Raw genomic sequence first — 24,450 nt, 5'->3', positions numbered from 1 at the left:
ACCCGGGCAAAATTGCTCGTTGAAAGTTACTCAATCGTTTTTAATTGCTGGGTGACGTTGTACAGCCTATCTTCAATAACAAATGAAAGGCCTAGCGTTTCTTCAACGACATCTTTGGTTTCATCAACAAGGCTCATCAGTTCAGATTCTTGATCTTCATCCAAGCCTAGTGTGATGATTTTTAATTGAATAGCTTGGGCTAAATCACTAACAAGCTTAGTAATTTGCGTATCTTGGTTTTCACATAAGCTCTTGATAGTGGCGAAGTCGTCAACAAGTTGATTTTTTAATTCATTGAGTGCTTTTTTACGTATGTTATCTCGCTCTAACTGTTGCTCAATGAACTCGATACGGCTGTCTACGATAGTGAGTAAGATGGCAAAGTTGTCCCTCGCACGGCCAAGCAGCTCCTCGTCATGAACGGGCATGCCTTTGACCAACATTGAGCAAAACGGCGAGTTAAAAAGCATATTGGCTCCAAATGGCACAATACGTTTGGCTTTGCGCCCTAACTCTAAAATCTCGCGCTCAAGATCCGTGATGCTTTGTTCTGGAAACTGGTACTCTTCATTGGCGACACGAAACTCAAGGCAGCAATTGACCCCAGCGTTGGCGTAGTAGCCTTTGATATTTTTAAACAATGCAGCCATCTCAGAGACTTCGAGGTTCTCTGTAAAGAAGGTGACGAGTGCGCCTAATTCGTTGGCTTGTTGCATTGACGTAAAAGCCGTATTTGACGCCATTTCATATTGTTCTTTTAGGGAATCGCGTTCTGCAATTCTTAGCTCCACTCGTTTTAGCTTTTGATGTAGCTCGGTAAAGTCGACTGGCTTTGAGATATAATCGTCGCCACCACACCCATAGGCGGTAAGTTTATCGTCGCTTGATGTCAGGGCTGAAATAAAGATAACTTCGCACTCGGTATAGAGGTGATTACCTCTAATTTCTTTGACCAGATCATAGCCTGTATAGCTTTGCCCCAACATAATATCCATGAGCACAACGTCTGGCTGGTGAGTATGCATTAGCTCGATAATGGGTTCTGAACCATCCGACGATATGACTTGAAATTGTTTTTGTAATGCACGTTCGATAAGTGCTCTGTTTTGTGGGTTATCGTCAACCGATAGTATTTTCACGGTTTGTCCTTTTTCATCAAAACTTTCAGGTGTTTGTGATTAAAAGGTAGTCAACAAAAACTTATCTAGCAAATTCTTCAAACGACCCTTTGGTTGATCTTTTGATAAGTATTAGCAAACAAATTTTAAGTGTTAACTATTCTTTAGTATTTTGATTTTTAATATTTTTTTATTTTCATTAGTAAGTTTCTTTTGTGATTTTACGAAAATTTCAAAGTTGTAAGTTTCGAGAAAGTTTACGGGCTTATTGTCATCCCATAAACCAAATCGAGTGGCATCTGCACTCATTACTTTGTTATTAAAAAAGGAAGCTAAAATGTTTAAATCTCTTGTCGTCGCAACCGTTGTTCTTTCATCACCTTTGGCCTTAGCAGAATCAAATCCAGAAGCATTAGAAATGCAGTGGGGGGTGGGTGTTGCCTTGATCTCGCAAGATCAAGGCTATGTAGATATTGGCAATGAAACACAATTTGTACCCGCACTTGCCATTAACTATGGCAACTTCTCACTATTGGGCCCCAGAGCAAGTTATAAATTTTTCCAGTCAGAGACCTTTGAGCTTTCTTTTGCGGGCCACCTGCGCTTGGATGGCTACGAAGCCGATGACTCTCCCTTTTTCAAAGGTATGGAAGATAGAGACATGAGCTTTGATGTGGGCATTGAGGCTGAAATAGACACCGATTTTGGTGAGTTTGGCTTTGAGTTTATGCAAGACCTCACGAGTACCCATGAAGGTTATTCGGCTACGCTGAGTTATGGCATTCCAATGCAGGTGGAAGATGGCCGCATCATGCCTTATGTATCCGCTAATTTTGAAAGCAAAGATACTATTGATTATTACTACGGTGTAAAAGCCCACGAAATGACGTTAAATCGCCCAATGTACCTAGGTGAATCGTCAATCAGTTACGAAGTTGGGATCAGCACTGATTGGTTCTTTGGCAAAAATCATATGGTTAAAGCGGATATTAGCTACACCAATTATGGTAGTGAGATCAAAGACTCCCCTTTGATTGATAAGTCTGGTTCGGCGCAAGTTATTTTGGGGTACGTCTATGTCTTTTAAAATAACATTTGCGTGCAGCCTACTTTTGTTAGCGGGCTGCAACTCGGACGGTGCATTGCCCCACATACAACCCGAAGTGACCATGGTAACAGTGCCCATTGAAGTAACGCACCGTGTACCAAGTAAAACTTTTTACAGTCGTATTGAAGGGGGTGATAGTTTAGAAATGGCGATGTTCAGTCGCGTGCGGGTCGAAAACTTACAGGTGAGAGCAGGTGAGTTTGTGGTAAAAGGACAGGTGCTGGCAACGCTTTACTCTCCTGATCTGCTCGCAAAGTTGGATGAAAAGCACGCTGCTTTAAACAGCGCACAAGCAAATCTTACGCTTGCCAGAGCACAAAGTGAGCGCAGCAATACACTACTCGCTCAAGGACTTGTGTCACAGGCGAACGTTGATGAAAGTTATGCTGCATTGAAAGTGGCTGAGCAAGACGTTAGTCAAGCGTTTGCGAAGCTACAAGCTGCAAAGAACATGCAAATTGATTTACAACTGACAGCCAAAAGTGCGGGAGTTGTCAGCGACATTTATTTTCGCCAAGGTGATTATGTCAATCCGGGAGAGCCGATTGTTCAACTGCAAACCAACAATACACTCAAAGTTAGGTTTCAATTACCAGAGCGCGATGCGCTTAATTTGAAGCTAAAGCAGCGGGTGCATATGTTTATCCCTAGCACACAGCAGCATGTTGAAGGTGAAGTCATTGAGCGTACATTGCCGCTTAATGAAAACAGCCCGTTTTTTGATGTTTTTGTTGAGTTAAACAATACTGAACCATCCCTTATTGGGCTTAGAGCCATGCTCATGTTACCGCTGACGGATAAACCTTTGTATGAAGTGCCGGCTTCGGCAGTACGCTACGACATTACCAATCACCCTTATCTTTTACTTGGTAAAGACGCCGTTGAAAAAGTCTCAATAGAGTTAATTGCAACCTCATCTACGCATGTTTTAGTCAGTGCTGAAAAGCCTTTAGAGCAGCAATCAATCGTTACGTCTGAAGCCAAACTCGCCCTCAATTTGGTGAACGGAGTGTGATATGAAACAAGGCACAGTGTGGTATTTAAATACGCGTTTAATTTTAGGCATTGTCGCTATTTTAATGGTTACCGGCTTAGCTGGCTGGCTTTGTGCCTATGAGCAAGAAGATCCCCACTTCCCATATCGCAATGGCTTTATTACGGTCAGTAGTGCAGGGATGAGTCCTCAGCAGTTGGTAGATACTTATATCAAACCGATTGAAAGAATACTGAGCCAAGTGGACGAGATCCATGATCATAGTGCCCGTATTAAAGTTGGTTCAGCGGTTATTGACGTCGAATTGAATGAATCGGAATATGACACGGATAGGGTTTGGCAGCGCATTAAAGAACGCTTGGCCCCGATTCAAAAACGTTCAAGTGATGCACATATTACCATTCAAGATAGAGCACAAGACACGCAAGGCATTGTACTGTCAGTGAATTCGGGCAGAGGATTGTTGTTTGATAGGCAATTGGCCATTGAAGTGAGAAATGAACTGTTACTGATAGGCTCGTTAAGAAGTGTTGAGTTGCTCGGTGATCCGGGGCAGCAATTGGTGGTCAATTATTCGCAGGAGATGATGTTAGAAACGGGCGTATCCCCGCTGCAAATAGCACAACGTCTCACTCAGGCACAAGGTCAGTCGACTCAAGCCAAGCTCACTGAAAATATCACAGGGCTCGGGTTGGCAAGCTTGAATCGATTAGCCAATGAACAGCTGATTGGTGAGAAACAGATCAACACCCCTCAGGGAACCAGCATTCCTCTGTCGAGTATTGCGCAACTGGCGCATACAACCGACTCACGTGTTATCGAGCAATTTTGGATAAATGGACGACAAGTTGTTGGTTTGGCCATTACTTTACCGCCGAACAAAGTGGATGTTGAACAAGTGGGTGAACAAGTGAAAGTAGCAGTGGCGAACATCAATGCTCGATTTTTAGATAACCCGGTGCAAATTGAGTTCTTTCAGCCGGATTGGTCAACCAAACGTCGTAACGGTTTGTTGTATTCCTTGTTGCTCAGCAGTTTGGGGGTGGCGGTGGTGTTATTATGCCTGATGTCGATACGTAGTGCGGTGATAGTCAGTTTGTCTATTCCTACCATCGCGCTTTCGGTGATTGCTTTGTTTACTTCGTTTGATGGGGTAATACATCAAATGACCATTGCAGGAATGGTACTTTCCTTAGGGTTAATGGTTGATAACTGTATTGTCGTGTCGGAGCGAATGACTTACTTTGTCGAGCAAGGTCTTACCAAGCTTGATGCTGCAATGAATGCGGTTAAAGAGCTATCGAAGCCTTTAGCCTGTGCCACAATGACGACCGTTGCGGCGTTTGTTCCTATGTTACTGGCAAAAGGCAGTGTTGCCGATTTCATTGCTACCATACCGCTCATTGTTATCTTAGGGATCGGCCTTAGTTACATAGTCGCCTTGACCTTTGTGCCCGTCACCTTTCAAAAGTTGGATATCGAAGTTAAGTGGTTAACTCAATTACAAATGATGTTTCGACGCACCATGGAAGGCTGTGGCGGATATATTGCGAACGTTTCCGTCAATCACCCCAAACGAGTGGCTGTGGGTAGTATTCTCTTTGTTGTGGGTTTGATGAGCATAGAGTCTACACCGGGGGAGTTTTTTCCAAAAACCAATCGAGATCAAGCCTACGTAGATATTCAGCTACCTTTTGGTAGTCATATCGCAAAAACGTCACAGGTTGCTTTTGATATAGCGGCATTGATTGAGCGTAGAGATGATGTGCACAAAGCTTGGGTATTTGCTGGTTTTTCTGGTCCTCGCTTTTATTACAACTTGGTGCAGCAACCTAGCGAGAGTCATATTGCGCGAGTTGTGTTTCAAAGTACCGACAAGGTAAATATGCGGCGTTTGGTTAGTGAGCTTAATCAGATTTTAAAAGCACGCCACGGCGATATCATTGTGAATGCCAGAGAGTTAGGGCAGGGACCACCCATTGAAAGCCCGTTAGAACTGCGCGTATTTGGTGATGATTTGAATAGGCAGCAAGCCGCAGCGGAAGAGATGTTATCGCAGCTGAGAGCAGTAGAAGGTCTAGAGAATTTGCGCCGAGGTTACACCTTTGGTAATCCCCAACTTAGCTTTCAATTTGACGAGACCATGCTGGGCGAACTGAGTGTTAATGAACAAATGCTGAGTGATTATCTGGCTTGGCGCAGTTCAGGGATGGTGGTAACAAACGTGGACTTTTTGCAAGAGCCGACAGAGCTGGTGATTAGAGATTATTCATCGGATCAAAGCAGCGAATCATTGCTCAATACACATGTTGTCACAGCAAGCCAGCAAATTGTGCCGATATCCGCATTTGCCAGTGCCTCAATCATTGGTCATAGAGCGTATACGGAACGACGCAATGGACAGACAGTATTAACCATTAAAAGTGATGTTGCTCAATCCTATGATGAAGAAGCGATTTTGGAAGCGATCCTTCCAAGTTTATATGCAACCGCTGGGCAGTATGGCGTTAGCTTAAAACTGGGAGGGGAAATCGCCGAAACACAAGAAGCCAACAATGCCTTATTTAAAACTCTGCCAGCGGGTGTTGCCTTACTGTTTATTGCTTTGATCATTCAATTTAACTCGGTGCGATTAAGTTTGCTCGTGATGTTGAGTATTCCTTTGGGCGTGATCGGTGCGCCAGCCATGTTAGCAATGGTGGGGGTGCCATTTGGCTTTATGTCGATTTTGGGTGTGCTGGCTTTAACTGGAATTGTGGTCAACAGCGCTATTTTACTCATTGAAAGCGCATTGCAACAAATTGAAAATGGTGTGGAAAAACATATTGCGGTTAAGGTAGCGGTACAAAATAGGATCAGACCTGTTATAGTGACTACTGTTACAACCATAGTTGGTATGTTGCCGCTTACTTCGAGCGCCAGCCCACTTTGGCCTCCCCTAGCATGGGCTGTAATAGGCGGGTTAATTTCTTCTACCTTGCTGATGCTAATCGTGATGCCAGCGTTAATGGTTCGGCTGCTGAAAGTTGAAACCTCGCAAGAGGAGCTGCAACATGTCTAGTGCTTTGTTCAGTTGGGATGGGATTCCTCATATGCGCATATTGATCACAGAAGACAACACGCAGTTAGCCCAATTTATTCAACAGGCGATCACCCAAGATGGCCATGCAGCCGATATTGCCAGCAATGCTAAAGAGATGTTTGCATTGATGGGTAATTGGCAGTACGACGCTGTGGTGTTGGATTTAGGGTTGCCAGACAAAGATGGCTTGGACGTTATAAAAACAATCCGGCAAACACACAATCCTATCCCTATATTGATTTTAACGGCGCGAGGCAGCGTGGATGATAGGATCAAAGGTCTAGATTTGGGGGCTGACGATTATTTGAATAAACCCTTCGCAATTGATGAACTGAAAGCCAGATTGAGAGCTTTGTTTCGCCGGCCAAATAGTTATACGGGTAATTTGCTGGTGCAAGGCAATCTTGCGCTCGATACCAAAGCACGCAGAGTGATGGTTCAAGGTGATAACTTAACCATGGGCAAAACCGAAGTCGCCATTTTAGAATATCTGCTAAGAAATGCGGGATTGACGGTGGGAAAGGATGCTTTATACGACGCAATTTATGCCTTAGGGTTTGAAGTGACCGACAATGCCATTCAGGTCGCAGTGCATCGTATTCGTAAAAAACTAGAGTCAGCCAGCGCCAGCTCCACTATAAAAACACTGCGTGGCATAGGGTATATTTTGACATGAAACTTGTTCAGCATTCACTCGCACGAAAAATATACCTGCACTTTTTATTGATTGGCTCAGTGGTGTTTACGCTTATCGGTGTCACCTTATATTTATTTTCAATAAATTACGGAAACCTAGCGGTCAAAAGTAGCATGTTTGGTATGAGCGAAGACATTCAGGAGCAGCTGTATTTTGATGTAAACAGCGTCCTTCGATATGAACCCGAAAACGTGACCGAAAAATGGGGCTATGACGCTTTATACAATAACTTGGCATTTCGTGTTACCAGTAAAGCGACGGGTCATGTGCTTTTAACGTCTACGCAATCACAGTCAGGCTCACGCGCTATTCAATCTTTAACCGAAGGGCTGCCATTGGGTTATTCGCACTTGGCGGGGGTGGATAGGTATCGGCTTGAACATGTGCTTGATGGGCAAAACTTATACATTGATCTTGCCCGCAGTGATTTGATTGGAGAGCTGGCCAATGAAGCGGTCATGCCTGTACTTAGCCGAGTTTCAATTATTACTATGGTGGCTGCGTTTTTGGTCTTTATGCTGGTGGGCTTTTTATCGATACGCTCAATAGTACGTCCGGTTAAAAATGTCACCCAACAACTCGAAGCCATTACGCCGGAACAGTTGAGCTTTCGACTCCGTGCAGATGGTTTACCCGTTGAGATACAACCGATTGTCAATTCTTTGAATCAGGCGATGGAAAGGGTTGAAGCCGGTTTTAACGAGCAAAAGCGCTTTGTTGCGAACGCCGCGCACGAGCTTAAAACGCCGTTAGCAGTACTTAATACGCGCGTACAGTTAGCAAATTTGGACGCGAATACCAATGAGGGCGTGCTTGCTGATGTTAGTTACATGACACGGGTTGTACAGCAACTTTTGGACTTATCCAGAGCACAGCGTCGATTTGGCACCGAAAAGACTCAAGTCAGCATTGTAGAACTCACTAAAGAAGTGTGCATGATGCTCGCTCCTCTGGCGTTGTCGCTTGGCAAGGAGCTGGAACTAGAGCCTGAGCAAACTGGTGCATTGGTTTTAGCCGATAAAGCCGCTGTACATATTATGATTAAAAACTTGGTCGAAAACGCGCTGCGCCATAGCCAAGAAGGTGCCCATGTGATTGTCAAAGCAACACACAACCACCTTGAAGTTATCGATAATGGCCCGGGCATTGACGAGTTGTATCTGGACAAGTTATTTGAGCGATTTTGGCGCAAAGAACAGTCAGCGTTGACGGGCAGTGGATTAGGCCTTGCAATTGTTAAAGAAATTGCAGAATTTCATAATGCAAAGTTACACGTTGAGTGCAAAAACAGTATTGGTGGGGCAACGTTCAGTGTGGCGTTTTGTAGACCTAAAATGCACTAAACATGGCAACCATACTGCATAACAGAAGTTGCCATAAGTGAGCGAGTTACTTAGCAGGTAGCTCGGCTAACAAAGCACACGTGCTCAAGAGTTTGGCAGTATTCGATGGTGTAACATGCATAACGCGATGCACCGCCGGCGATTTGAGGAGTCGCGTTTTTCTCAATTGAGTTGTGCTTACTGCTGAGTGACTTAAGTTTCTTTTTAGTTAAGTTAAGCTTCATATTATTTTCCTCTTGTTGTGTTTTTATAATGAAAATAGGCGAATACGTGAACAGTCTAACAAACCTTTGAAATGTTGAGTACCCTTTTTGGTTACTTTGTGAGCGTGATGTGACTACGCTTGTTTCGCAATACGTAAATGACGGGCTTTGTCTAATTTGATGTCGTTTAATCAATTGATACTTTATGCCTAAAGCGAACAATTTCACGTTTGGCTGGCTATCAAAAGACTTATCTATGAACTCAAAGTGTATTCGCAGTGGATTTGTTGGTTGCCATTCAATGGTTGTATGGAGCCCTTAAAGCTTCGATTCATTGGGTGTTTTACTACATGGCCATTGTCAAAATCGGTCGAACGTACTTTGACTCTGACATTAGATACTAATTCGTAGGAAAGCGATAGGTCGAAAGTATGGCCTGTTCGTACTGATAAGCCCGCGGGGCGTTGATAATCTCGGTCAACATAACTCACGGAGCCATAGAGCTTGTCGCTAATGGGGTAAACCACTAATGCGCTGCGTACGATATTGTCGCCTAGATGTATGCCTTGATTGTAAATCGTATTTTCTTGGTAAGTCACGGATGCATGAGCGCCATTGCGCTCATAACTCAAACCAGTTTCAAAAATATCAGCCAAGTTATTTTCAACAGATTCATTCACTTGCTTTGCAAGGACAAAAGTGAAGTTGTTGTAATTATATTTGTACGACAGCATGTTACGAATGAAAAACTGAATTCCTGGAGGTAGGTTATCAGGGCTGTTCGCGTGATTAAAGGTATCCAAATATTTGTCGAAAAAGTCAAAGCTCACGGTGCGTTGTTTACCGAATGCTAGGCGTCCGAAAGGACCATTAATGGCTGCATAGGCCTGTCTAGATTTTCCAAAATGGCTGTCAGATGAGAGACCTGTTCGTCATTCACCGTGCAATTCACTCTTCCAGTTTGTGGCATGTTGATGAATAAACTTAGTGCCACTGAATGATAATTCATCGCGTAAATACCACGTATTGGACGATGGCGTATTTATTAGGTTTCCCATGGGTTTGAAGGCTGTATAAACAACCGCTGTGGTTGCTGGAATATCAGTGAGCTTTGTATTGGAAGTGCTTTCAGGGGAAGCGGGTTGCGCATTGCTTTTAGCACAGCTGACAAAGCTCATAAACATCAGTAAACATACCGATATGCACCGAGATATTGCGTTAAATTTCATTCTGCTACTCGACTAAATACGCGTCATTAGAATGCCGTTTTTTGTTGATCACAATGCGCCAAATGTTTACTCAAATTGCCACTGTTGTTTGAAGTCATATCTAAAGCCAATAGAAATTGAGTCAAATTCGTCTTGGTTATCAAACGACTTGCTTAAGTACTCAAGATGTACGCGCAGTGGGGGCGTTGGTAGCCACTCTAACGTGATGTTAAAGCCATCAAAGCTCTGATTGTTGCCGTCGTGATCAGCAAAGCCATCTTCAAAATCGAAAATACCCGTTTTGAGTTTGTAATGACGGGCAAGTTGGTAGGCCAACGACAAGTCAAAAGTATGACCCTGTCGCGATAAAGCCGTGCCCACTCTTTGATAATCTTTGTCTTGATACGATACTGCACCATAAAGACGTTTGGTAAACTGATATGCTAGCGAGCTTGCCCAAATGCGGTTTTCTCCCAAGCGAAGTGCATTGTCATAAACGTCATTTTGCTGATAGGTAATGGCAGCATGAAGACCATCTTGGTCATAGCTCAACCCCGTATTGAATAAATCGCTTTGATTACTGCCATCTTCGCCATCAAACTGGCCCACAGCGACAAACGTGAAAGGTCCACTTTCAAAGCGGTAGCTCAATAAATTATCGATAAAGAAAATACTTTCAGGGTCGTAGGCAAAAGGGCTGCTGGAGTGATTGAAAATATCTACGTACTCGGCGATAAATAAATATTGAGCAGGCCTTTGTTTACCAATGCCAAAACGACCATACGGCGTTGAGAGTGCAGTATAAGCTCGGCGAGATTTACCAAAGTTTCCTTCATTTGCTAAATCGATCCCCCACTCGCCATGAAGCTCGGCTTTCCACCCAGGCATAAACTCGTGAGTGACTTTGAAACCGGTATGAGAGAGCGCGTCCCTGACATCCCAATTACTGTGATCATTTTGTTCTAACAAGCCAAAAGTGGGCCTGACCGTACTGTATACATCCACCAATATTTTATTGTTTTGTGTTTGAACGGTTTCATTTTTACTGGACGGCGGTGTTGTATTCTCTTTATCGGGTAATGGGCGCGCTGGTTTGCTTTGCTGTAAAAAGAGCGCTTTCAATTGCGCGAGTTGTGCTTCTAGGGCTTCAATATCAGCCATTGTTACCTTTCGTTCTGATGCGATACTTGAACTGCATAAACTTATAGATAAAAAGGTAAAGAGGAGATTAGAAAGTCGCTGATTAATTCGCATTACAGGCACTTTGGATAGTTGCTAATAGTCGAATTATAGACAACACTTTGTCGAATAGTATGATTTTTATTCAGGTAGCCACATGCAAATCCGCACTAAGTTCTCTCTTACGTCTGCAATCGTTATCTTGATCATCATTAGCATCACCACTTTATCGACCTATTGGTTTGTCAGTGATTCAATGAAAGCGAAAACACATGCGTATGTGAGTGATAGCTCGGCGTTGCTGGCGATTAGCATTGACAATTGGCTCGCCAACAAGGCAAATCAAATAAACTTGCTGGGTAGTTTGATAGCGCAAGACTTCAGTGCTGATGCGTTTCAGTCCAAAATTAATTCGCCCTTTTTCAAAGATGAATTCTTACTGGTGTTTGGAACACTAGAAAACGAAACGCAATTACGTTCGAATGATCCCAATAGAAAAAATCCTGCAGGTGTCGATTTTAGACAGCGGCCTTGGTATCAGCTTGGTAAAGATGAACAAAAAACGACTTTTACGAGTCCATACACTGATGCGTCTACGGGCGAGTTATTGCTGTCAGTGGTGTCACCGGTCAATGCTAATGGCCGTTTACAAGGAGTTCTAGGGGGCGATCTAAGTTTAGATGTGATTGCCAAAAGCGTGAACGCCGTGAATTTTGACAAAACAGGTTACGCATTTTTAGTTGACGACGATGGTACCGTGGTTACGCACCAAAATAATGAATTTAACGGTAAACCTATTCAGCAAATTTACGCTTCACTTTCGATGAATAACATTGAACAACTGAGTGAAGTGAAAACTAAAGATGGCACTAAGTTATTTTATCTGCATGCGTTGGACAATCAGTTTGGAACTAACTGGTATTTGGCGGTGTTAATCGACAAATCTTTGGCTTATAAAACATTGTCGAACATTACTTTAAACTCATTGATTATCTCTGTGCTAGCCGTCTTTTTTGGCGTTGTATGTATTCGGGCTTTAGCACTGCATTTGCTTAAACCACTGAAGGAATTGGAGCACGCAATTACTGGAATGGCCAGTGGAGGAGGGGATTTGACGCGGCGGCTTAAGATCATTAATGAAGATGAATGTGGGGTGGTCGCACATCAATTCAACTTATTTTTAGCGTCACTACAAAAATTGGTCAGTGATGTTAAAGCGCGGGCCGATACGGTTGTAGCGAGCAGTGACTCAGCAAAAGTACTGGCATCTGATTCAATGAAAAAGCTAGACGAACAGGTCAGTTTGATCGAAAACTTAGCGACTGCGATGCATGAAATGAGTACGACGTCGAATGAAATTGCTGGCAATGCGCAGCAAGCAGCCAGCGCAATCACGTCAGTGAATGATAAAGCCGCCGAGGGCCAAAGCGTATTTGCACAAGCAAAAAGTCAAATTACGGCACTATCGGAAGACATTCAACAGTCTCATAAGCTCAGTAATCAACTGGCTGAGTATAGCCAAAGCATTGAGAATATTCTGTCGGTGATCAATGGCATTGCAGAGCAAACTAACTTGCTTGCTTTAAATGCGGCTATTGAGGCTGCGAGGGCGGGTGAGCAGGGTCGTGGTTTTGCGGTTGTGGCAGATGAAGTGCGCTCATTGGCGTCAAAAACACAAGAATCAACCACCGAGATCAAGGCAATGATCGACCAAATACAGGTGTCTTCTAGCCAAGTGCAGCAATCTATGGGGAGCAGCCGAGATAAAACCGAAATATGTGTATCACAAACTGATCATGCGACCGAAATGCTCAATGAAATCACAGAAGCAGTCAAAGAGTTGATGGACAGAAATATCCAAATCGCGACAGCAATCGAAGAGCAAAGTGTGGTGATTGAAGAAATCAATAAAAACACCAACTATATTAATGATATTAGCGTAGAAGTGGGGAGTTTCGCTGACAAGCAATATTGTGCCAGCGATAAACTCGCTGAACACGCACACGAGCAAGAAAACTTGCTTTCTAAGTTTACTCTGTAGGGGGTTTTTAGGTTATGTGCGATTGGGTCAAATTTCTAAAGTGCTTTGCAAAAATGGTCCCTTATGCGTGTCGGCAATAGTCCGTTCAATGCACTGATTATGGTGTTGATGAGCTACTCGTTAATGCTGTTTACGCCTTCTTCTCATGCTAATCCTATATACCGCGTGACGATTTTGATTGACGATAGTTACCCGCCATACAGCTATGTAAGTAATGGTGAGCCTGCGGGAATATATGTTGATTTAGTACGCCAAGCGATTGCACTGATGGATAAAAAATACTTGGTGGAATTTCATCCTGTTCCTTGGAAAAGAGGCGTGGCAGCCTTAGAGCAAGGGGAAGCCTTTGCGCTTATGCCCCCTTATAAGCACATCAAACAGCGCCCATTTATTTGGCCTTATTCTGTGCCCCTTCTGGAAGAGCAGGTTGTGGCATTTTGCAATAAAGGCGTCACGTTACAGAATATTGAAAATCGAGATACCACAGCAATGCCTATCAATGTAGGCCTTAACGCAGGTTATTTAATTCTGGATGACGTGATGAAACAAGCGCAGCGTCAGCAAAAAATTCAGCTGTGGGAAAATAAAGATACTTTTTCTAATGTCATGAAATTGGCTAAAAAGCGTATTGATTGTTACATCAATGACAGGCTATCGACTTTGCTTGGCGTGAGTAATATTAAGCGTGTTCATCCAGAAATTGATTTGAGCTCCATTGTGGAAGATAGAGTCATACTGCGACGCACAGCGCATATTGGTTATCTAAAGAATGCAACAGATAAATTTCCATTTAAACATGAATTTGTTGCCCAAATGGATGAAGCCTTGCAAACAGTGTTAGCAAACCAAGCCATTGAAATGGGGATTGAATAAATAGCGGATTAGACTCCGTTAATTTTGACTGATGCCACTCACCATAGATTGTTAAGTAACAGGAGAAAACTTTTTTGTCATACCATGACTTGCTGGAGATACGAGTCGATAGCCAAGTTTTTCATAAAACTTAGGTTCGTCTGCAATCATGGAAACATAAGAGCCTTCAAGAGTAGCACCAGATAAATAATGGTCTATGTGCTCCATCACTTTTCTACCTAACCCTTGCCCTTGAAAGTCAGGGTCTACAGCGACATCTACGATTTCGAAGTTACATGCACCATCCCCGACCACTCTGCCCATGGCAATGAGCGTATCTTTGTTTCGGATAGAAATGGCATATAGGCTGTTTGGAAGTCCAATCGTTGCGGCTTTTGAGTGACTTTGGTGACAAGCCAGCTTTAACTCGTAGAGCACAAAATTCGTTTGGGCTTGGGACCTTTTCTTCAATATGAAAAGTCATCATTTACATTCCTGTTTATTCAGGTAAGGAGCACACATTAAATGTATGTGTAAATAAACAGTGCTTTGTAAGGGCATTTTAGCTTAAGTGTTGGGGTATATGACAGGTTGTCAGTTCAATGCTTAATGGCCTCAATAAACCTTGACATAAACTGGTGGAGCGATACACAGCGACACTCACTAGGCAGTCAATAACAAAGCTATAAAATCAGTAAGATACCTGAAAATAGACCTTAGTTTGAAATATAAATGACGGCGAGTTCCCGAGAATATTGGCAATCACTATTGCGCACTTATTTCATTTTATTCTTTTAGTTTATCCGGCTTTTAATATAAAGGCGTAGATGGGGATAAGCCCCATCAAAGTGTTAAAAATAAAGCTTATTTTGTGTGTAATCTAAGACCAGTTTGTTGTTTTTAAAATTGCTAAGACCAAGGAGAATGAACGGTTTATCTTCATATCCAAGGGCTTTAAATACGGGCATGTCTGACACAAAACTCGATGTACTGGTTTGTGTATGTTCACCAATCGCAAAGTTAAGCGAAGCAATTTTTTGTTTTTCCGTTTTTGACGCATGTAATCCTTTAGATGTGTCTTTCTCGAGTAGAGTAAGGTCTAAGTTATTCGCGAGCGTTGAATTAATAAAATTTGTTGGCGAGCCAGTATCAAGCACGCTATCTACACGTTGACCGTTAAAGTAGGTATTAATTTTAATGAATTGGTCTTCTATCCTAAAATCAGCACTCTTTAAACCTTGAGTCTGGGTATTGGTGCAACTGATTTTTTGCAAGGTTAACTTGGCTTGTTTGAAGTCAATAATGGCACAAAATTGAGACAAAAAACCGTGACCAAGAATGCCTGGCACTATCCCATCATCTACCTCTAATCCTTTTAAATCTTGCACTACATAGGTTAAATCGTTACTCGCAAATTGCCCGACTTGCGTATTGGGCACCGTGACCGAAGTGAGGATATGTGAACCGCCAGCCCCTTGCACATCCATATCCGTCACTGCGTCTTTTGGTACATCCAGTTGAGCCAATAAGCTATTCGGTATAACACCGATGTTGGCTGCGGTATCTAAAATCATTGGATAATCGTTGATGTTGCCAACGGTTGTGTTGACGTATGCATGCCCTTTTTCTGTGAATGCTAAAGGAAAAGTAGCAGAAGTTGCTTCTTTCGGTGTAGAGCTGCAAGCGCAAACAAGTAAAGCTAAAGAACTCACAATTAGTGTTTTCATTGTGACACCTCATTCAATTATTCATTATCGTTTTGATTGAGGTGAGTATGCGGCGCAATTGTCAGGGAATTATCAAGATTGTAAAGATAATCTCAATTCGAACTGAGAGCCTTGATTCAATTGGCTTTTTACGCTTATTGAGCCATGCATTAGCTCCGTGAGTTGCTTACAAATTGACAATCCAAGCCCTAGACTTTGCTTATCGCTGCGCGCTAGATCAACCCGATAAAAACGTTCGAATATTTGTGTGGTTTGCTCGGGGCGCATACCTTGGCCATTGTCTTTGACGATAATAATTGCATGGCCGTCATGTTGCTTTAGGCATATGTCAATATGACCATTATCAGCGCCATATTTGAACGCATTGTCGAGCAAGTTGATCATAACTTGTTTGAGGCGGCCGGCGTCTGCGCTTGCGAATACGTTTGGCTCAATATGACGAAAGAGCTTAACGTGCTGCTTAATCGCACGCTCATCAAAGCGCGCGACTATCTCAGTGAGTAGCTCACTTAAGTTTACCGATGTGATGTTGAGTGATAGTTGATTTGACTCTGTCAGCGAAATTAAACATAAGTCATCAATAATACGGTTGATATTTGTTAGGTCTTGGTTGATCAACGACAGCTGTTTTTGATCCAGTGGTAAAATGCCATCTTCCATTGCTTCAATTCGTGATCGAACAGCATTGAGGGGTGTTCTGAGTTCGTGAGATAAATCAGAATTCATTTGTTTATACTGTTGATGCAACCCTTGTAACCATGCCGCTAAATTATTAAAACTCTGTATTATTTCTCCCACTTCATCGGTTCTATTGAACTTCAAGCGCGTATCTAAGTGGCCTTGTTCTATTTGCTTAAAACTATGCTTTAAACGCTTCAGTGGAGATAGAAAATACCAAGCACCTGCCCATGAAAGTATTGCTGCGATACAAGACAATAAGAGCAGGTTGAGCATAAAGTCATCGAGTAGCTCATTTTTAAGCTCATGTTGCTGCATACGGCGTTTGAAAATGGATTTAGGCAGCCAAAATACGTGGAAACGGTCACTCTGGGAGTCAATTGTTAATTGTGCCCTGTCTAAATGCACCACCATAGTGGGTAATTGTGCGGAGCGAATTGTAAACTGGTAACCCTTATTTATTGTTGTGTGTTCCACTTCAAGCGCGATGTTATTAATGGTTGAGGTATGTAGCGTATTATCGTTGTCCAACACTAAAAACAAATTGTCGGGAAACTGGCTATGGAGTAGCCCTACCACTTGAGCTGGGGGCAAACTTTTTGGCTGACTGATTATAGTCCGCTCTACCTCATCATCATCGAGCAAGGTATCACTCAATATGGCAGCGCTTTGCTGATTAAAGGCAATAAATGTTTTTTCGGCGGAATATTTGGTTAGTTGATAATAACTACCTAATAACGCAAGAGTGCAACAGGTCACTAACAGCGTAAACTTGGTTCTGAGTTTCATGTCGCACTCTTTTTGGCGATAAATTGATAACCTTGGCCATAGCGTGTCGCTATAAATTGTGGATCTCTTTTATTATCAGACAGCTTTTTCCTTAAGTTAGCCATATGTGTATCAACCGCTCTGTCAGTTACTTCAGAATTATTGCCCCAAATGGATTCAATTAGCTGCTCACGAGAAAATACTTTGTTTGATGCAGCTGCCAGCGTTTCAAGTAGCGCGAACTCGACGGATGTTAACGGCACTGGTTTTTTGCTCAGGTAAACGGCTTTGCTTGCGATATCTATAGATAAGTGCGCAAAGCGTAGTACATTGTTCTGATGACCTTTATAGCTTCTTTTGAGCAGTGCTTGCACACGAGAAATCACCTCTCGAGGGCTATATGGTTTACAAATATAGTCATCAGCGCCCAAATCAAAACCAGTTAATCTATCTGACTCTTCAACCTTCGCTGTAACCATGATGGTAGGGATGTTTTTAGAGACGGTTTTTTTTAGTATGTCTCGACCATCACCGCCAGGTAGCATGATATCGAGAACAGCCAAGTGAAAAGTCAAGTTGTCTAATGCTCTAAAAGCATCATCAGCATTGTCACAGTGAACCACGTTTAAACTTTGATGCTGCATGTAAAGGCTCAAAATTTCCGCGCTACTTGGATCATCTTCGACATAGAGTACTGAATACGTATTAGGCATTGAATTTACTTACTTTATTCGGTGCAAAACGGTTTTAAACTGAGGGTGATTTGCATCGACTAGCAGTTCGTATAGGCACATTTCTACGCTACTGAGTTGTGCGCCCAAGCTTTTTAACTTGTCTAAAGCGAGTTGTTTATTAGCCGAGCTTCGTGCGCTAATTGCGTCTTCAATCAAGGTAATATGTATTCCTTGCTCCAGTAACATGGCAGCGGTTTGATAAACACATATGTGCGCTTCAATACCACAAACTAACCAATGTGTTTTGTTTGCTTTGGTGAGCGCGTGTATAAACTCAGCGTTCAACACACCACTGAAGGTGGTTTTACGGATTGCTTCATCTGGGGGCATGACCTGAGCAAGCTCGCTCACCGTTCCGCCGAGCTTTTCTGGGCACTGCTCTAGCCATAATATTGGTAAGCTAAGTGCTTGGCAGCCTAAAACAAGCGCGCGAGCTTTAGCAATCAGTGCTTTGTTGCCACTCACTATACGAGCAAGTTTCCCTTGTATATCAATGACTATCAGTCCACAGTCCGAAGCGACAAGCATACGAGCTTCCTCTAACAGAGTTAATCTGAAAGGTTAGTCAGATACTTTAGGCTGATCAAACTAAAAAGTAAGCGCCCGCTACAAGTCCCAATATTGCCGCTGCGGCTACAACCCAGATTGGTTTCGATGCTTTGTCGTCCACCTCTACGCTTACCTGAGCTGTGTCTTTTATCTGGCTGTCTTGTTCAGGTGCTTGATTCGGTGCTTTTGACTCACTAACCGCCGGTTGCTGATCTGTAACCTCTGTCAAAGGCAACTGCCATTGATACCCTTTGCGGGAAAACGTTTTGATTGCATCGTCGCCAAACAATGCGCGCAAATGGCCAATGCTTTGAAACACGACTTGGTTTGTTACTGTGCGGCCAGGCCATACGGCCTCTAAAATTTCATCTTTACTATGAATGCGATCGGCGCCAAGTAGCAGTAAAGCTAAAAGCTTTGCGGGCTTCTCGTTGAGCGAAAAAACCTTGCCTTGGTTTGTTAATACCAAGTTGTCGCAGTCAAATTCAAAATGGCTAAAACTGAATTTCATTTTTATTATTATCCAATGGTGAAATGGATGTACCCTTTTTATATTTTATATCAGCATATTGTCGTTATTGCAAAATAACGAGTAAGACTGACGTGCATTTACTCAAGTTAACTAAATGTTGTTCAATAATCAATCTTATGTAATTGGTTGTAAGTATTATCTAATGGTCTATATGGCCGAGGGATCGAGTCGGGTCGAGCTTATCTCTGACTCGCCGTTTGAGTATTTTGGCTTCAGGAAAGCCGCCATCTTGCTCCCGGCACCATATAAGCTCATTGTTATAGTAGATCTTGAATACCCCTTTTGACGCTGGTGCAAGAGATACTTGTTGTAAGTCATCGCTGAATGTCGAAAGCAATTCCTGTGCAAGCCACCCGCTACGCAGTAACCATTGGCACAAAACACAGTAATGTATTGTTATGGTGGGTTTAGTCATAATTTACTCTTTGAACAATATGGTATGTATATAATGATTTTACACTTTTTTACAAACTTAAGGTGTAATGATCATATTTATTACCTTTTACACCTGCTAGGTTAGTTGGCAAACAATAAGGAGGTAGTAATGAAAAAAAGTGTATTAATCATCATTACGGCGCTTTTAGTGAGTGCCTGTCAGTCGACCAGCAAGCAAAGCGTTAACGCCTCACCGGGCGAACCAATGAGATTGGTCATGAATATAAGTAACGTACAAAGTGAAAAAGGGCAGTTATTGGTCATGGTTCATGACAATAGCGCGGATTACCATGCTGACTTAAATATAAATGACCCAAAAGCGCATTTCTTTTTGAAAAAAATTGTTAAACCGACGATGCCAAGTACATTAGTCGTATTCGACAATGTGCCTGCGGGTAAATACGCTATTAATATTATTCATGATAAAGACAGCGACGGTGAGTTAGATCGCATGATATTCCCATTTATGGGTATGCCAAGTGAGCCTTACGCACTTTCGAATAATATCCACGATAGTTTTAGCAAGGGTGATTTTAATGAAGCACTTATTGAGCTAAAGGCACCAACAAGCCAAATTGACTTAACCTTGAGTACACACCTTTCTAAAATGACTGGACTGTGAGCACACCCATACGTTGCTTTTTGACTAAATTCCGACTTAATAAGTAATAATTGGTTGTGTTGGGTAAGAAACTCGGGTATATTTGTCTGCTTGGATTTATAATCCAAAGTTCTAATGTCCTTTCTTACCCTGATCCAGTAAGCCAGCATTAACAATACCGAAAGCTGAATTATTGTACGGCGACATAAAGCAAGCCAAGCCTTGCGAAGTTAAAAAATCCCTGCTGATTGGGATAAACGTCAACACTATAGTGAAGCTTATATATTTAATTTGTCGGTCCAAATCGACAACTATTTGTGAGTTTTCTATGATTTATCAATATAATGGATCTGCGATCCAAGTTACGCAGCCCGTGCTGTCAATTTCTGTGAATAAAGGCAATGTTATTTTTGCCGACAAAGCAGGATTAAAAAACACTCGATTCAATACGCCAAGTGAAGCGCGAAGCTTTATTAAGTGGCTAACATCTCCGAGCGTTTAAGACCGTGCTGTTATTCCAGCTCAACTGCCTTGTCTTTTAACGACAATATAGTCAGGATGAGCTGGAACTATATTTCTTCCTCTTTATTTTTCTGCTTTTTCTACGCGCTTTAGCCAGCTATCTATTTCTTTATACATGAAATCTTTAATGATAGGTTGTGCTTGTGCGTTCGGATGCAGATTATCTTGTTGCATCAATTCGGGCTTTACAGCAATAGGCACCATGAAATAGGGCATTAAGTAGGCACCCGTTTTATTTGCAACTTTGTTATAACTTTCGCTGAACATTTGCGTATAGCGTGGACCCAAGTTTGGTGGGATCTGGATTTCCATCAAAGCAACTTTAGCGCCCGCTTGCTGACTTTTTGAGACTAGCTCTGTTAAGTGTTTACGTAGCAATTTTACGGGAAAACCTCTAATACCATCGTTACCGCCCAGTTCAATTAAGACATGTGTGGGTTGATGTGCTTTTAACCAAGCATCAATCTTCAGTAAAGCGTTATCGGTTGTTTGCCCGCTAATAGCCGTATTAATTAATTCGATCGGTTTTTGCTGTACGACGTATGTATTTTGTAACAAATTAACCCAGGCTTGTTCTTGTTCCAAACCATAGCCTGCGCTTAAGCTATCACCAATAATCATTATTTTATCTTTTGCGAAACCAGTGATTGGTTGTAGCGTAAGCATAAATATTACAAAGACTTTTAGGAAAAAACGTGTCATGTCGGTACTTTCTCAGTTGAACATCATTAATGTTACGGCACTTACAAAACGTGTAAGTACCTTAGAAGGTGAGCTCACTATCCTTAGTGATATCAATTTTTCTGTCAAGTCGGGTGAGTCGGCTGCTATTGTCGGTGCATCTGGTTCTGGTAAATCAACCCTGTTGAGTTTGTTGGCCGGCTTGGATGTGGCCAGTGGTGGCGATATTCAATTAGATGGCGATAAATTAAGTACTTTGGACGAAGAAGCGCGTGCACAGCTACGTGCCAAAAAAGTAGGCTTCGTTTTTCAATCGTTTATGCTCGTGCAAAGCTTAACCGCGCTGGAAAATGTCATGTTACCCGCAGAACTTGCAGGTGAAGGAAACGCTAAACAACAGGCGGTCGAGTTACTCGAAAAAGTGGGATTGTCACACCGTCTAGGTCATTACCCGTCACAGCTTTCTGGCGGTGAGCAGCAACGTGTTGCGATCGCTCGCGCATTTATTGGCTCGCCAAAAATATTATTTGCAGATGAACCATCCGCAAACCTAGACACCAAAAATGGTCACTTAATCGAAAAACTCTTGTTTGATCTCAATAAACAAAACGGTACGACTTTGGTACTTGTAACCCACGATGAGCAACTGGCTCAGCAGTGTGATCGTATTATTCATATTGAGGGTGGTAAGTTGGAAACCATCCGCGATGGAGTGGCTGCCAATGTGGGTTAAATTAGCGCTACGATTGTTTTTTAGAGAATTTCGCCGCGGCGAGCTATCAATTATTTTCGCAGCCATTGCGTTGGCGGTATTAACTGTATTTAGCCTCTCTTCCGTAACGGAACGAATTGGCTTGAATATAGAGCAAAAAACCAGTGACTTTATTGCGGCCGATAGGCGGTTATCAAGCAATCACGCCTTTGACCCTATCGTGTTGCAAGCAGGGGAAGAGTATGGTTTGGAAACAGCAAAGATGTTGTATTTTGATTCCATGCTCTTTGCCAATGACGAATTGGTTTTAGGGTCAATCAAAGCCGTTACAAAGAGTTACCCGTTAAGAGGCAAGCTGACCATAAAAGACAGCTTAAATGAACAGCCTTATGAAGTTCGTGGTGGACCTCAGCCTGGCCAAGTGTGGTTAAGTGAAGGACTCTTTTATAGCTTGGGTTTGGCGGTTGGCGATAATGTTGAGCTTGGTGCGGGTAACTTTATTGTTGATAAAGTGCTGGTGAATGAACCTGATGCCCCCTTTTTCTCTTTGGCTGGTAATCGCCGAGTGTTGATCAGTTACGATGATATCGAAGCCACCCAGGCCGTGCAGCCCGGCAGTCGAGTGTTCCACCGACTGCTTTTCGCTGGCAGTGATCAACAACTAAGCGATTATTATGAGTGGCTAAAGCCGCAACTGAAAGCCAATCAATCTTGGCAAGGTATTAAAGATAGGCAGTCACCTTTGGGTGAAAACTTAGCACGCTCAGAGCGTTTTTTATTACTGGCTGGTCTGTTTGGTATTATGCTCGCCGCAGTGGCGATGGCGGTTTCCGCAAAGCGTTATTGCGAACGTCAATATGATCCGGTCGCGATGATGAAAACACTCGGTGGTAGCCGAGCCGTTATTCGCAATATCTTTTTACTACACCTGAGCCTAGTCACTGGGTTTTCAATCCTCGTAGGTCTAGGCATCGGTTTTGTATTACAACACATTGGCGCAGATTATCTAGCCAAATTTATGGGGGCGGAATTGCCAGCGGCAGGAGCAAAGCCTTGGCTGCTAGCTGTTTTAGTGGGCACTGTCTGTGCGTTAATGTTCTCTCTTAAGCCGCTTTTAGACTTATTTGATATTCCGCCTTTGCGCGTGCTCAGACGAAACTTAGGCGATAAATTAGCACTAAGTAGAATTCATATTGGAGTATCGCTCGCCACAATATTTTTATTGATGTGGTTGTTTAGTGGTCAAATTTTAACTACGGCTATTTTGTTTGGCTCGACACTGCTTGTAATTGTGGTGTTGTTTACCTTGTCACGCATTATTTTTAGTGCGGGTCGTAAGTTAGGGTTAAGCCCCGGCTCTAGTTGGTCACTGGCTATTGCCACATTGCAAAAAAGAGCCAATGCCAATGCGGTGCAACTGATCAGTTTTGCGTTAGCGATAAAGCTGATGCTGTTCTTAGTCGTGCTTAAAAATGACATGATCTCAGACTGGCAAATGCAAGTACCAGAAGATGCGCCCAACATGTTTTTAATTAACATTGGGCAGGATGAAGTTAATCCCATCACAGACTTTTTTGAACAAAACCAAATTACACATGAAGCGTTTTATCCAATTTTCAACGCGCGTGTCGATGCCATTAATGGAGAGGAGTTGGCGCGTAGAGTATCTAAGCAAGAAGGCGAAGAACAGGAAGAGAATTCACGCTCAGGTGTAAATCGAGAGCCGAACCTGACATGGTTAGATACGTTACCAGAGGGGAATGAAATTACCGAAGGTCAGTGGTTTAGTCGTGACGCGCAGAATGAGCAAATCGAAGTGTCGGTATTTGATGGTTGGAAAGAGCAACTTGATTTGGAACTGGGTGATACAGTCAGCTTTTTGGTGAACGAGCAACGATTTGATGCCACGGTGACCAGCTTTAGAAGCGTGAATTGGGGCACGTTAAAGCCTAACTTTGTGATGATCCTAAGCCCCAATATGGCTGGAAAAGTACCGGTAACCTATTTTAGTGCTGCCAAGTTGGAAGCCCAACACACGCGGGCGATTAGTGAACTGTTACAGCGGTACCCAACGGTTAGCATGATTGATATCAAAAGCCGTTTAGAGCAGGCCCAATCTATCATTGCGCAGGTGTCATTAGCGATTGGTTTTGTACTGGCTATTGTGCTGGTCAGCGGTGCCTTAGTATTAGTGTCACAAGTTCAGGCAAGTCTTGCAGAGCGTATGCAGGAAGTTGTCATCTTGCGAACTTTGGGGGCTAAAGGGCGACTTATCAAATTAGCGACACTTTATGAATTTTTGCTACTTGGCGCGGTAGCGGGTCTGGTTGCTGCAGTGATCAGTGATATCACTCTATTGGTAATTCAACAGCAACTGTTCTCGGTTGATGGCAAAATGCACCCGTATGTTTGGCTGTTGGGCCCAGCCAGTGGCGCGGCATTTGTCTCGTTAATTGGCTACTTTATGGTGGCAAACACCATGCGACAAAATACCCAAGGGTTGCTGCGTAAATTAGGTTAACAAACAAGTAATAAGCCTTCTTTCAATTGAAGGCTTATTACGCTCCCCATTCAGCTAAATCACCTCAATTCCCTATTTAAGAAACTTGTTGATTATATTGCCTTTTTTCATATGAATCTTTTCTTATAAATACGGTAAAAGCAAAATTCACTTTTATACTCAAGA

The 24,450-nt window shown here is 42.8% G+C and carries 22 protein-coding genes and 2 pseudogenes; 11 read left to right on the top strand and 13 right to left on the bottom strand.

Annotated features, from left to right (window positions below):
- Window positions 1–26: 26 nt before the first annotated feature.
- Window positions 27–1,139: a response regulator transcription factor gene (locus AC5FX4_RS22285; protein ID WP_493608606.1), complete on the bottom strand. Its 1,113-nt coding sequence runs from the start codon at window positions 1,137–1,139 to the stop codon at window positions 27–29.
- Window positions 1,140–1,455: 316 nt separating this feature from the next.
- Here AC5FX4_RS22285 and AC5FX4_RS22280 point away from each other — a divergent pair, with 316 nt between their 5' ends.
- From AC5FX4_RS22280 to AC5FX4_RS22260, 5 genes are read left to right on the top strand one after another with little or no spacing between them, the layout of a single operon-like run.
- Entirely contained in the window at window positions 1,456–2,205 is a 750-nt protein-coding gene (locus AC5FX4_RS22280; RefSeq protein WP_493608605.1) for a MipA/OmpV family protein, read from the top strand.
- Entirely contained in the window at window positions 2,195–3,241 is a 1,047-nt protein-coding gene (locus AC5FX4_RS22275; RefSeq protein WP_493608604.1) for an efflux RND transporter periplasmic adaptor subunit, read from the top strand. Before AC5FX4_RS22280 ends, AC5FX4_RS22275 begins: the two co-directional genes overlap by 11 nt.
- Window position 3,242: 1 nt before the next feature.
- Window positions 3,243–6,281: an efflux RND transporter permease subunit gene (locus tag AC5FX4_RS22270; RefSeq protein WP_493608603.1), complete on the top strand. Its 3,039-nt coding sequence runs from the start codon at window positions 3,243–3,245 to the stop codon at window positions 6,279–6,281.
- Window positions 6,274–6,978: a response regulator gene (locus tag AC5FX4_RS22265; protein WP_493608602.1), complete on the top strand. Its 705-nt coding sequence runs from the start codon at window positions 6,274–6,276 to the stop codon at window positions 6,976–6,978. The genes AC5FX4_RS22270 and AC5FX4_RS22265 overlap by 8 nt, the downstream gene beginning before the upstream one ends.
- Window positions 6,975–8,342, top strand: coding sequence for a sensor histidine kinase (locus tag AC5FX4_RS22260; RefSeq protein WP_493608601.1), 1,368 nt, complete (start codon window positions 6,975–6,977; stop codon window positions 8,340–8,342). Before AC5FX4_RS22265 ends, AC5FX4_RS22260 begins: the two co-directional genes overlap by 4 nt.
- Window positions 8,343–8,392: 50 nt before the next feature.
- Here the strand turns inward: AC5FX4_RS22260 and AC5FX4_RS22255 are convergent, their stop codons facing one another.
- From AC5FX4_RS22255 to AC5FX4_RS22240, 4 genes and pseudogenes are all read right to left on the bottom strand, one after another.
- Window positions 8,393–8,566: a hypothetical protein gene (locus AC5FX4_RS22255; RefSeq protein ID WP_493608600.1), complete on the bottom strand. Its 174-nt coding sequence runs from the start codon at window positions 8,564–8,566 to the stop codon at window positions 8,393–8,395.
- A gap of 233 nt (window positions 8,567–8,799) precedes the next feature.
- Window positions 8,800–9,444: pseudogene (locus AC5FX4_RS22250) on the bottom strand (porin); the annotation flags it as partial.
- Window positions 9,445–9,477: 33 nt separating this feature from the next.
- Window positions 9,478–9,774: a hypothetical protein gene (locus AC5FX4_RS22245; RefSeq protein ID WP_493608599.1), complete on the bottom strand. Its 297-nt coding sequence runs from the start codon at window positions 9,772–9,774 to the stop codon at window positions 9,478–9,480.
- Window positions 9,775–9,840: 66 nt separating this feature from the next.
- Complete coding sequence (locus AC5FX4_RS22240; protein ID WP_493608598.1) at window positions 9,841–10,914, bottom strand: porin; 1,074 nt, start codon at window positions 10,912–10,914, stop codon at window positions 9,841–9,843.
- A gap of 175 nt (window positions 10,915–11,089) precedes the next feature.
- Between AC5FX4_RS22240 and AC5FX4_RS22235 the strand changes: the two genes are divergently transcribed.
- A complete protein-coding gene (locus tag AC5FX4_RS22235; RefSeq protein WP_493608597.1) occupies window positions 11,090–12,973 on the top strand; it encodes a methyl-accepting chemotaxis protein in 1,884 nt (627 codons plus the stop codon).
- Between the two features lie 63 nt (window positions 12,974–13,036).
- Entirely contained in the window at window positions 13,037–13,846 is an 810-nt protein-coding gene (locus AC5FX4_RS22230; RefSeq protein ID WP_493608596.1) for a substrate-binding periplasmic protein, read from the top strand.
- A 51-nt stretch (window positions 13,847–13,897) separates the two neighbouring features.
- On the opposite strand, the pseudogene AC5FX4_RS22225 reads toward AC5FX4_RS22230, so the two are convergent.
- The 7 genes and pseudogenes from AC5FX4_RS22225 to AC5FX4_RS22195 form a co-directional block, all read right to left on the bottom strand.
- Window positions 13,898–14,309 (bottom strand): annotated as a pseudogene (locus tag AC5FX4_RS22225) (GNAT family N-acetyltransferase).
- A gap of 367 nt (window positions 14,310–14,676) precedes the next feature.
- On the bottom strand, window positions 14,677–15,552 hold the full coding sequence (locus AC5FX4_RS22220; RefSeq protein WP_493608595.1) for an aspartyl protease family protein: 876 nt from the start codon (window positions 15,550–15,552) through the stop codon (window positions 14,677–14,679).
- Between the two features lie 72 nt (window positions 15,553–15,624).
- Entirely contained in the window at window positions 15,625–17,019 is a 1,395-nt protein-coding gene (locus AC5FX4_RS22215; RefSeq protein ID WP_493608594.1) for a sensor histidine kinase, read from the bottom strand.
- On the bottom strand, window positions 17,016–17,711 hold the full coding sequence (locus tag AC5FX4_RS22210; protein WP_493608593.1) for a response regulator transcription factor: 696 nt from the start codon (window positions 17,709–17,711) through the stop codon (window positions 17,016–17,018). The genes AC5FX4_RS22215 and AC5FX4_RS22210 overlap by 4 nt, the downstream gene beginning before the upstream one ends.
- A 9-nt stretch (window positions 17,712–17,720) precedes the next feature.
- A complete protein-coding gene (locus AC5FX4_RS22205) occupies window positions 17,721–18,260 on the bottom strand; it encodes an isochorismatase family protein (RefSeq protein ID WP_493608592.1) in 540 nt (179 codons plus the stop codon).
- Between the two features lie 55 nt (window positions 18,261–18,315).
- Entirely contained in the window at window positions 18,316–18,792 is a 477-nt protein-coding gene (locus tag AC5FX4_RS22200; protein ID WP_493608591.1) for a winged helix-turn-helix domain-containing protein, read from the bottom strand.
- A 160-nt stretch (window positions 18,793–18,952) separates the two neighbouring features.
- On the bottom strand, window positions 18,953–19,228 hold the full coding sequence (locus tag AC5FX4_RS22195; RefSeq protein WP_493608590.1) for an Rdx family protein: 276 nt from the start codon (window positions 19,226–19,228) through the stop codon (window positions 18,953–18,955).
- A gap of 129 nt (window positions 19,229–19,357) precedes the next feature.
- Here AC5FX4_RS22195 and AC5FX4_RS22190 point away from each other — a divergent pair, with 129 nt between their 5' ends.
- Both AC5FX4_RS22190 and AC5FX4_RS22185 read left to right on the top strand, forming a co-directional pair.
- Window positions 19,358–19,870, top strand: coding sequence for a DUF2141 domain-containing protein (locus AC5FX4_RS22190; protein WP_493608589.1), 513 nt, complete (start codon window positions 19,358–19,360; stop codon window positions 19,868–19,870).
- A 307-nt stretch (window positions 19,871–20,177) separates the two neighbouring features.
- Window positions 20,178–20,351 (top strand): hypothetical protein, encoded by a 174-nt coding sequence (locus tag AC5FX4_RS22185; RefSeq protein WP_493608588.1) that lies wholly within the window; start codon window positions 20,178–20,180, stop codon window positions 20,349–20,351.
- Between the two features lie 83 nt (window positions 20,352–20,434).
- Here the strand turns inward: AC5FX4_RS22185 and AC5FX4_RS22180 are convergent, their stop codons facing one another.
- Window positions 20,435–21,073 (bottom strand): arylesterase, encoded by a 639-nt coding sequence (locus AC5FX4_RS22180; protein ID WP_493608587.1) that lies wholly within the window; start codon window positions 21,071–21,073, stop codon window positions 20,435–20,437.
- Here AC5FX4_RS22180 and AC5FX4_RS22175 point away from each other — a divergent pair.
- Entirely contained in the window at window positions 21,072–21,785 is a 714-nt protein-coding gene (locus AC5FX4_RS22175; protein ID WP_493608586.1) for an ABC transporter ATP-binding protein, read from the top strand. The two genes, AC5FX4_RS22180 and AC5FX4_RS22175, sit on opposite strands and share 2 nt — an antisense overlap.
- Complete coding sequence (locus tag AC5FX4_RS22170) at window positions 21,775–24,285, top strand: ABC transporter permease (protein WP_493608585.1); 2,511 nt, start codon at window positions 21,775–21,777, stop codon at window positions 24,283–24,285. The genes AC5FX4_RS22175 and AC5FX4_RS22170 overlap by 11 nt, the downstream gene beginning before the upstream one ends.
- Window positions 24,286–24,450 lie beyond the last annotated feature (165 nt).

This window comes from Pseudoalteromonas sp. ATL1, from assembly GCF_058933015.1.
Note: the sequence above shows the minus strand (reverse complement) of the source record. Positions and strands in the feature narration are given on the sequence as shown.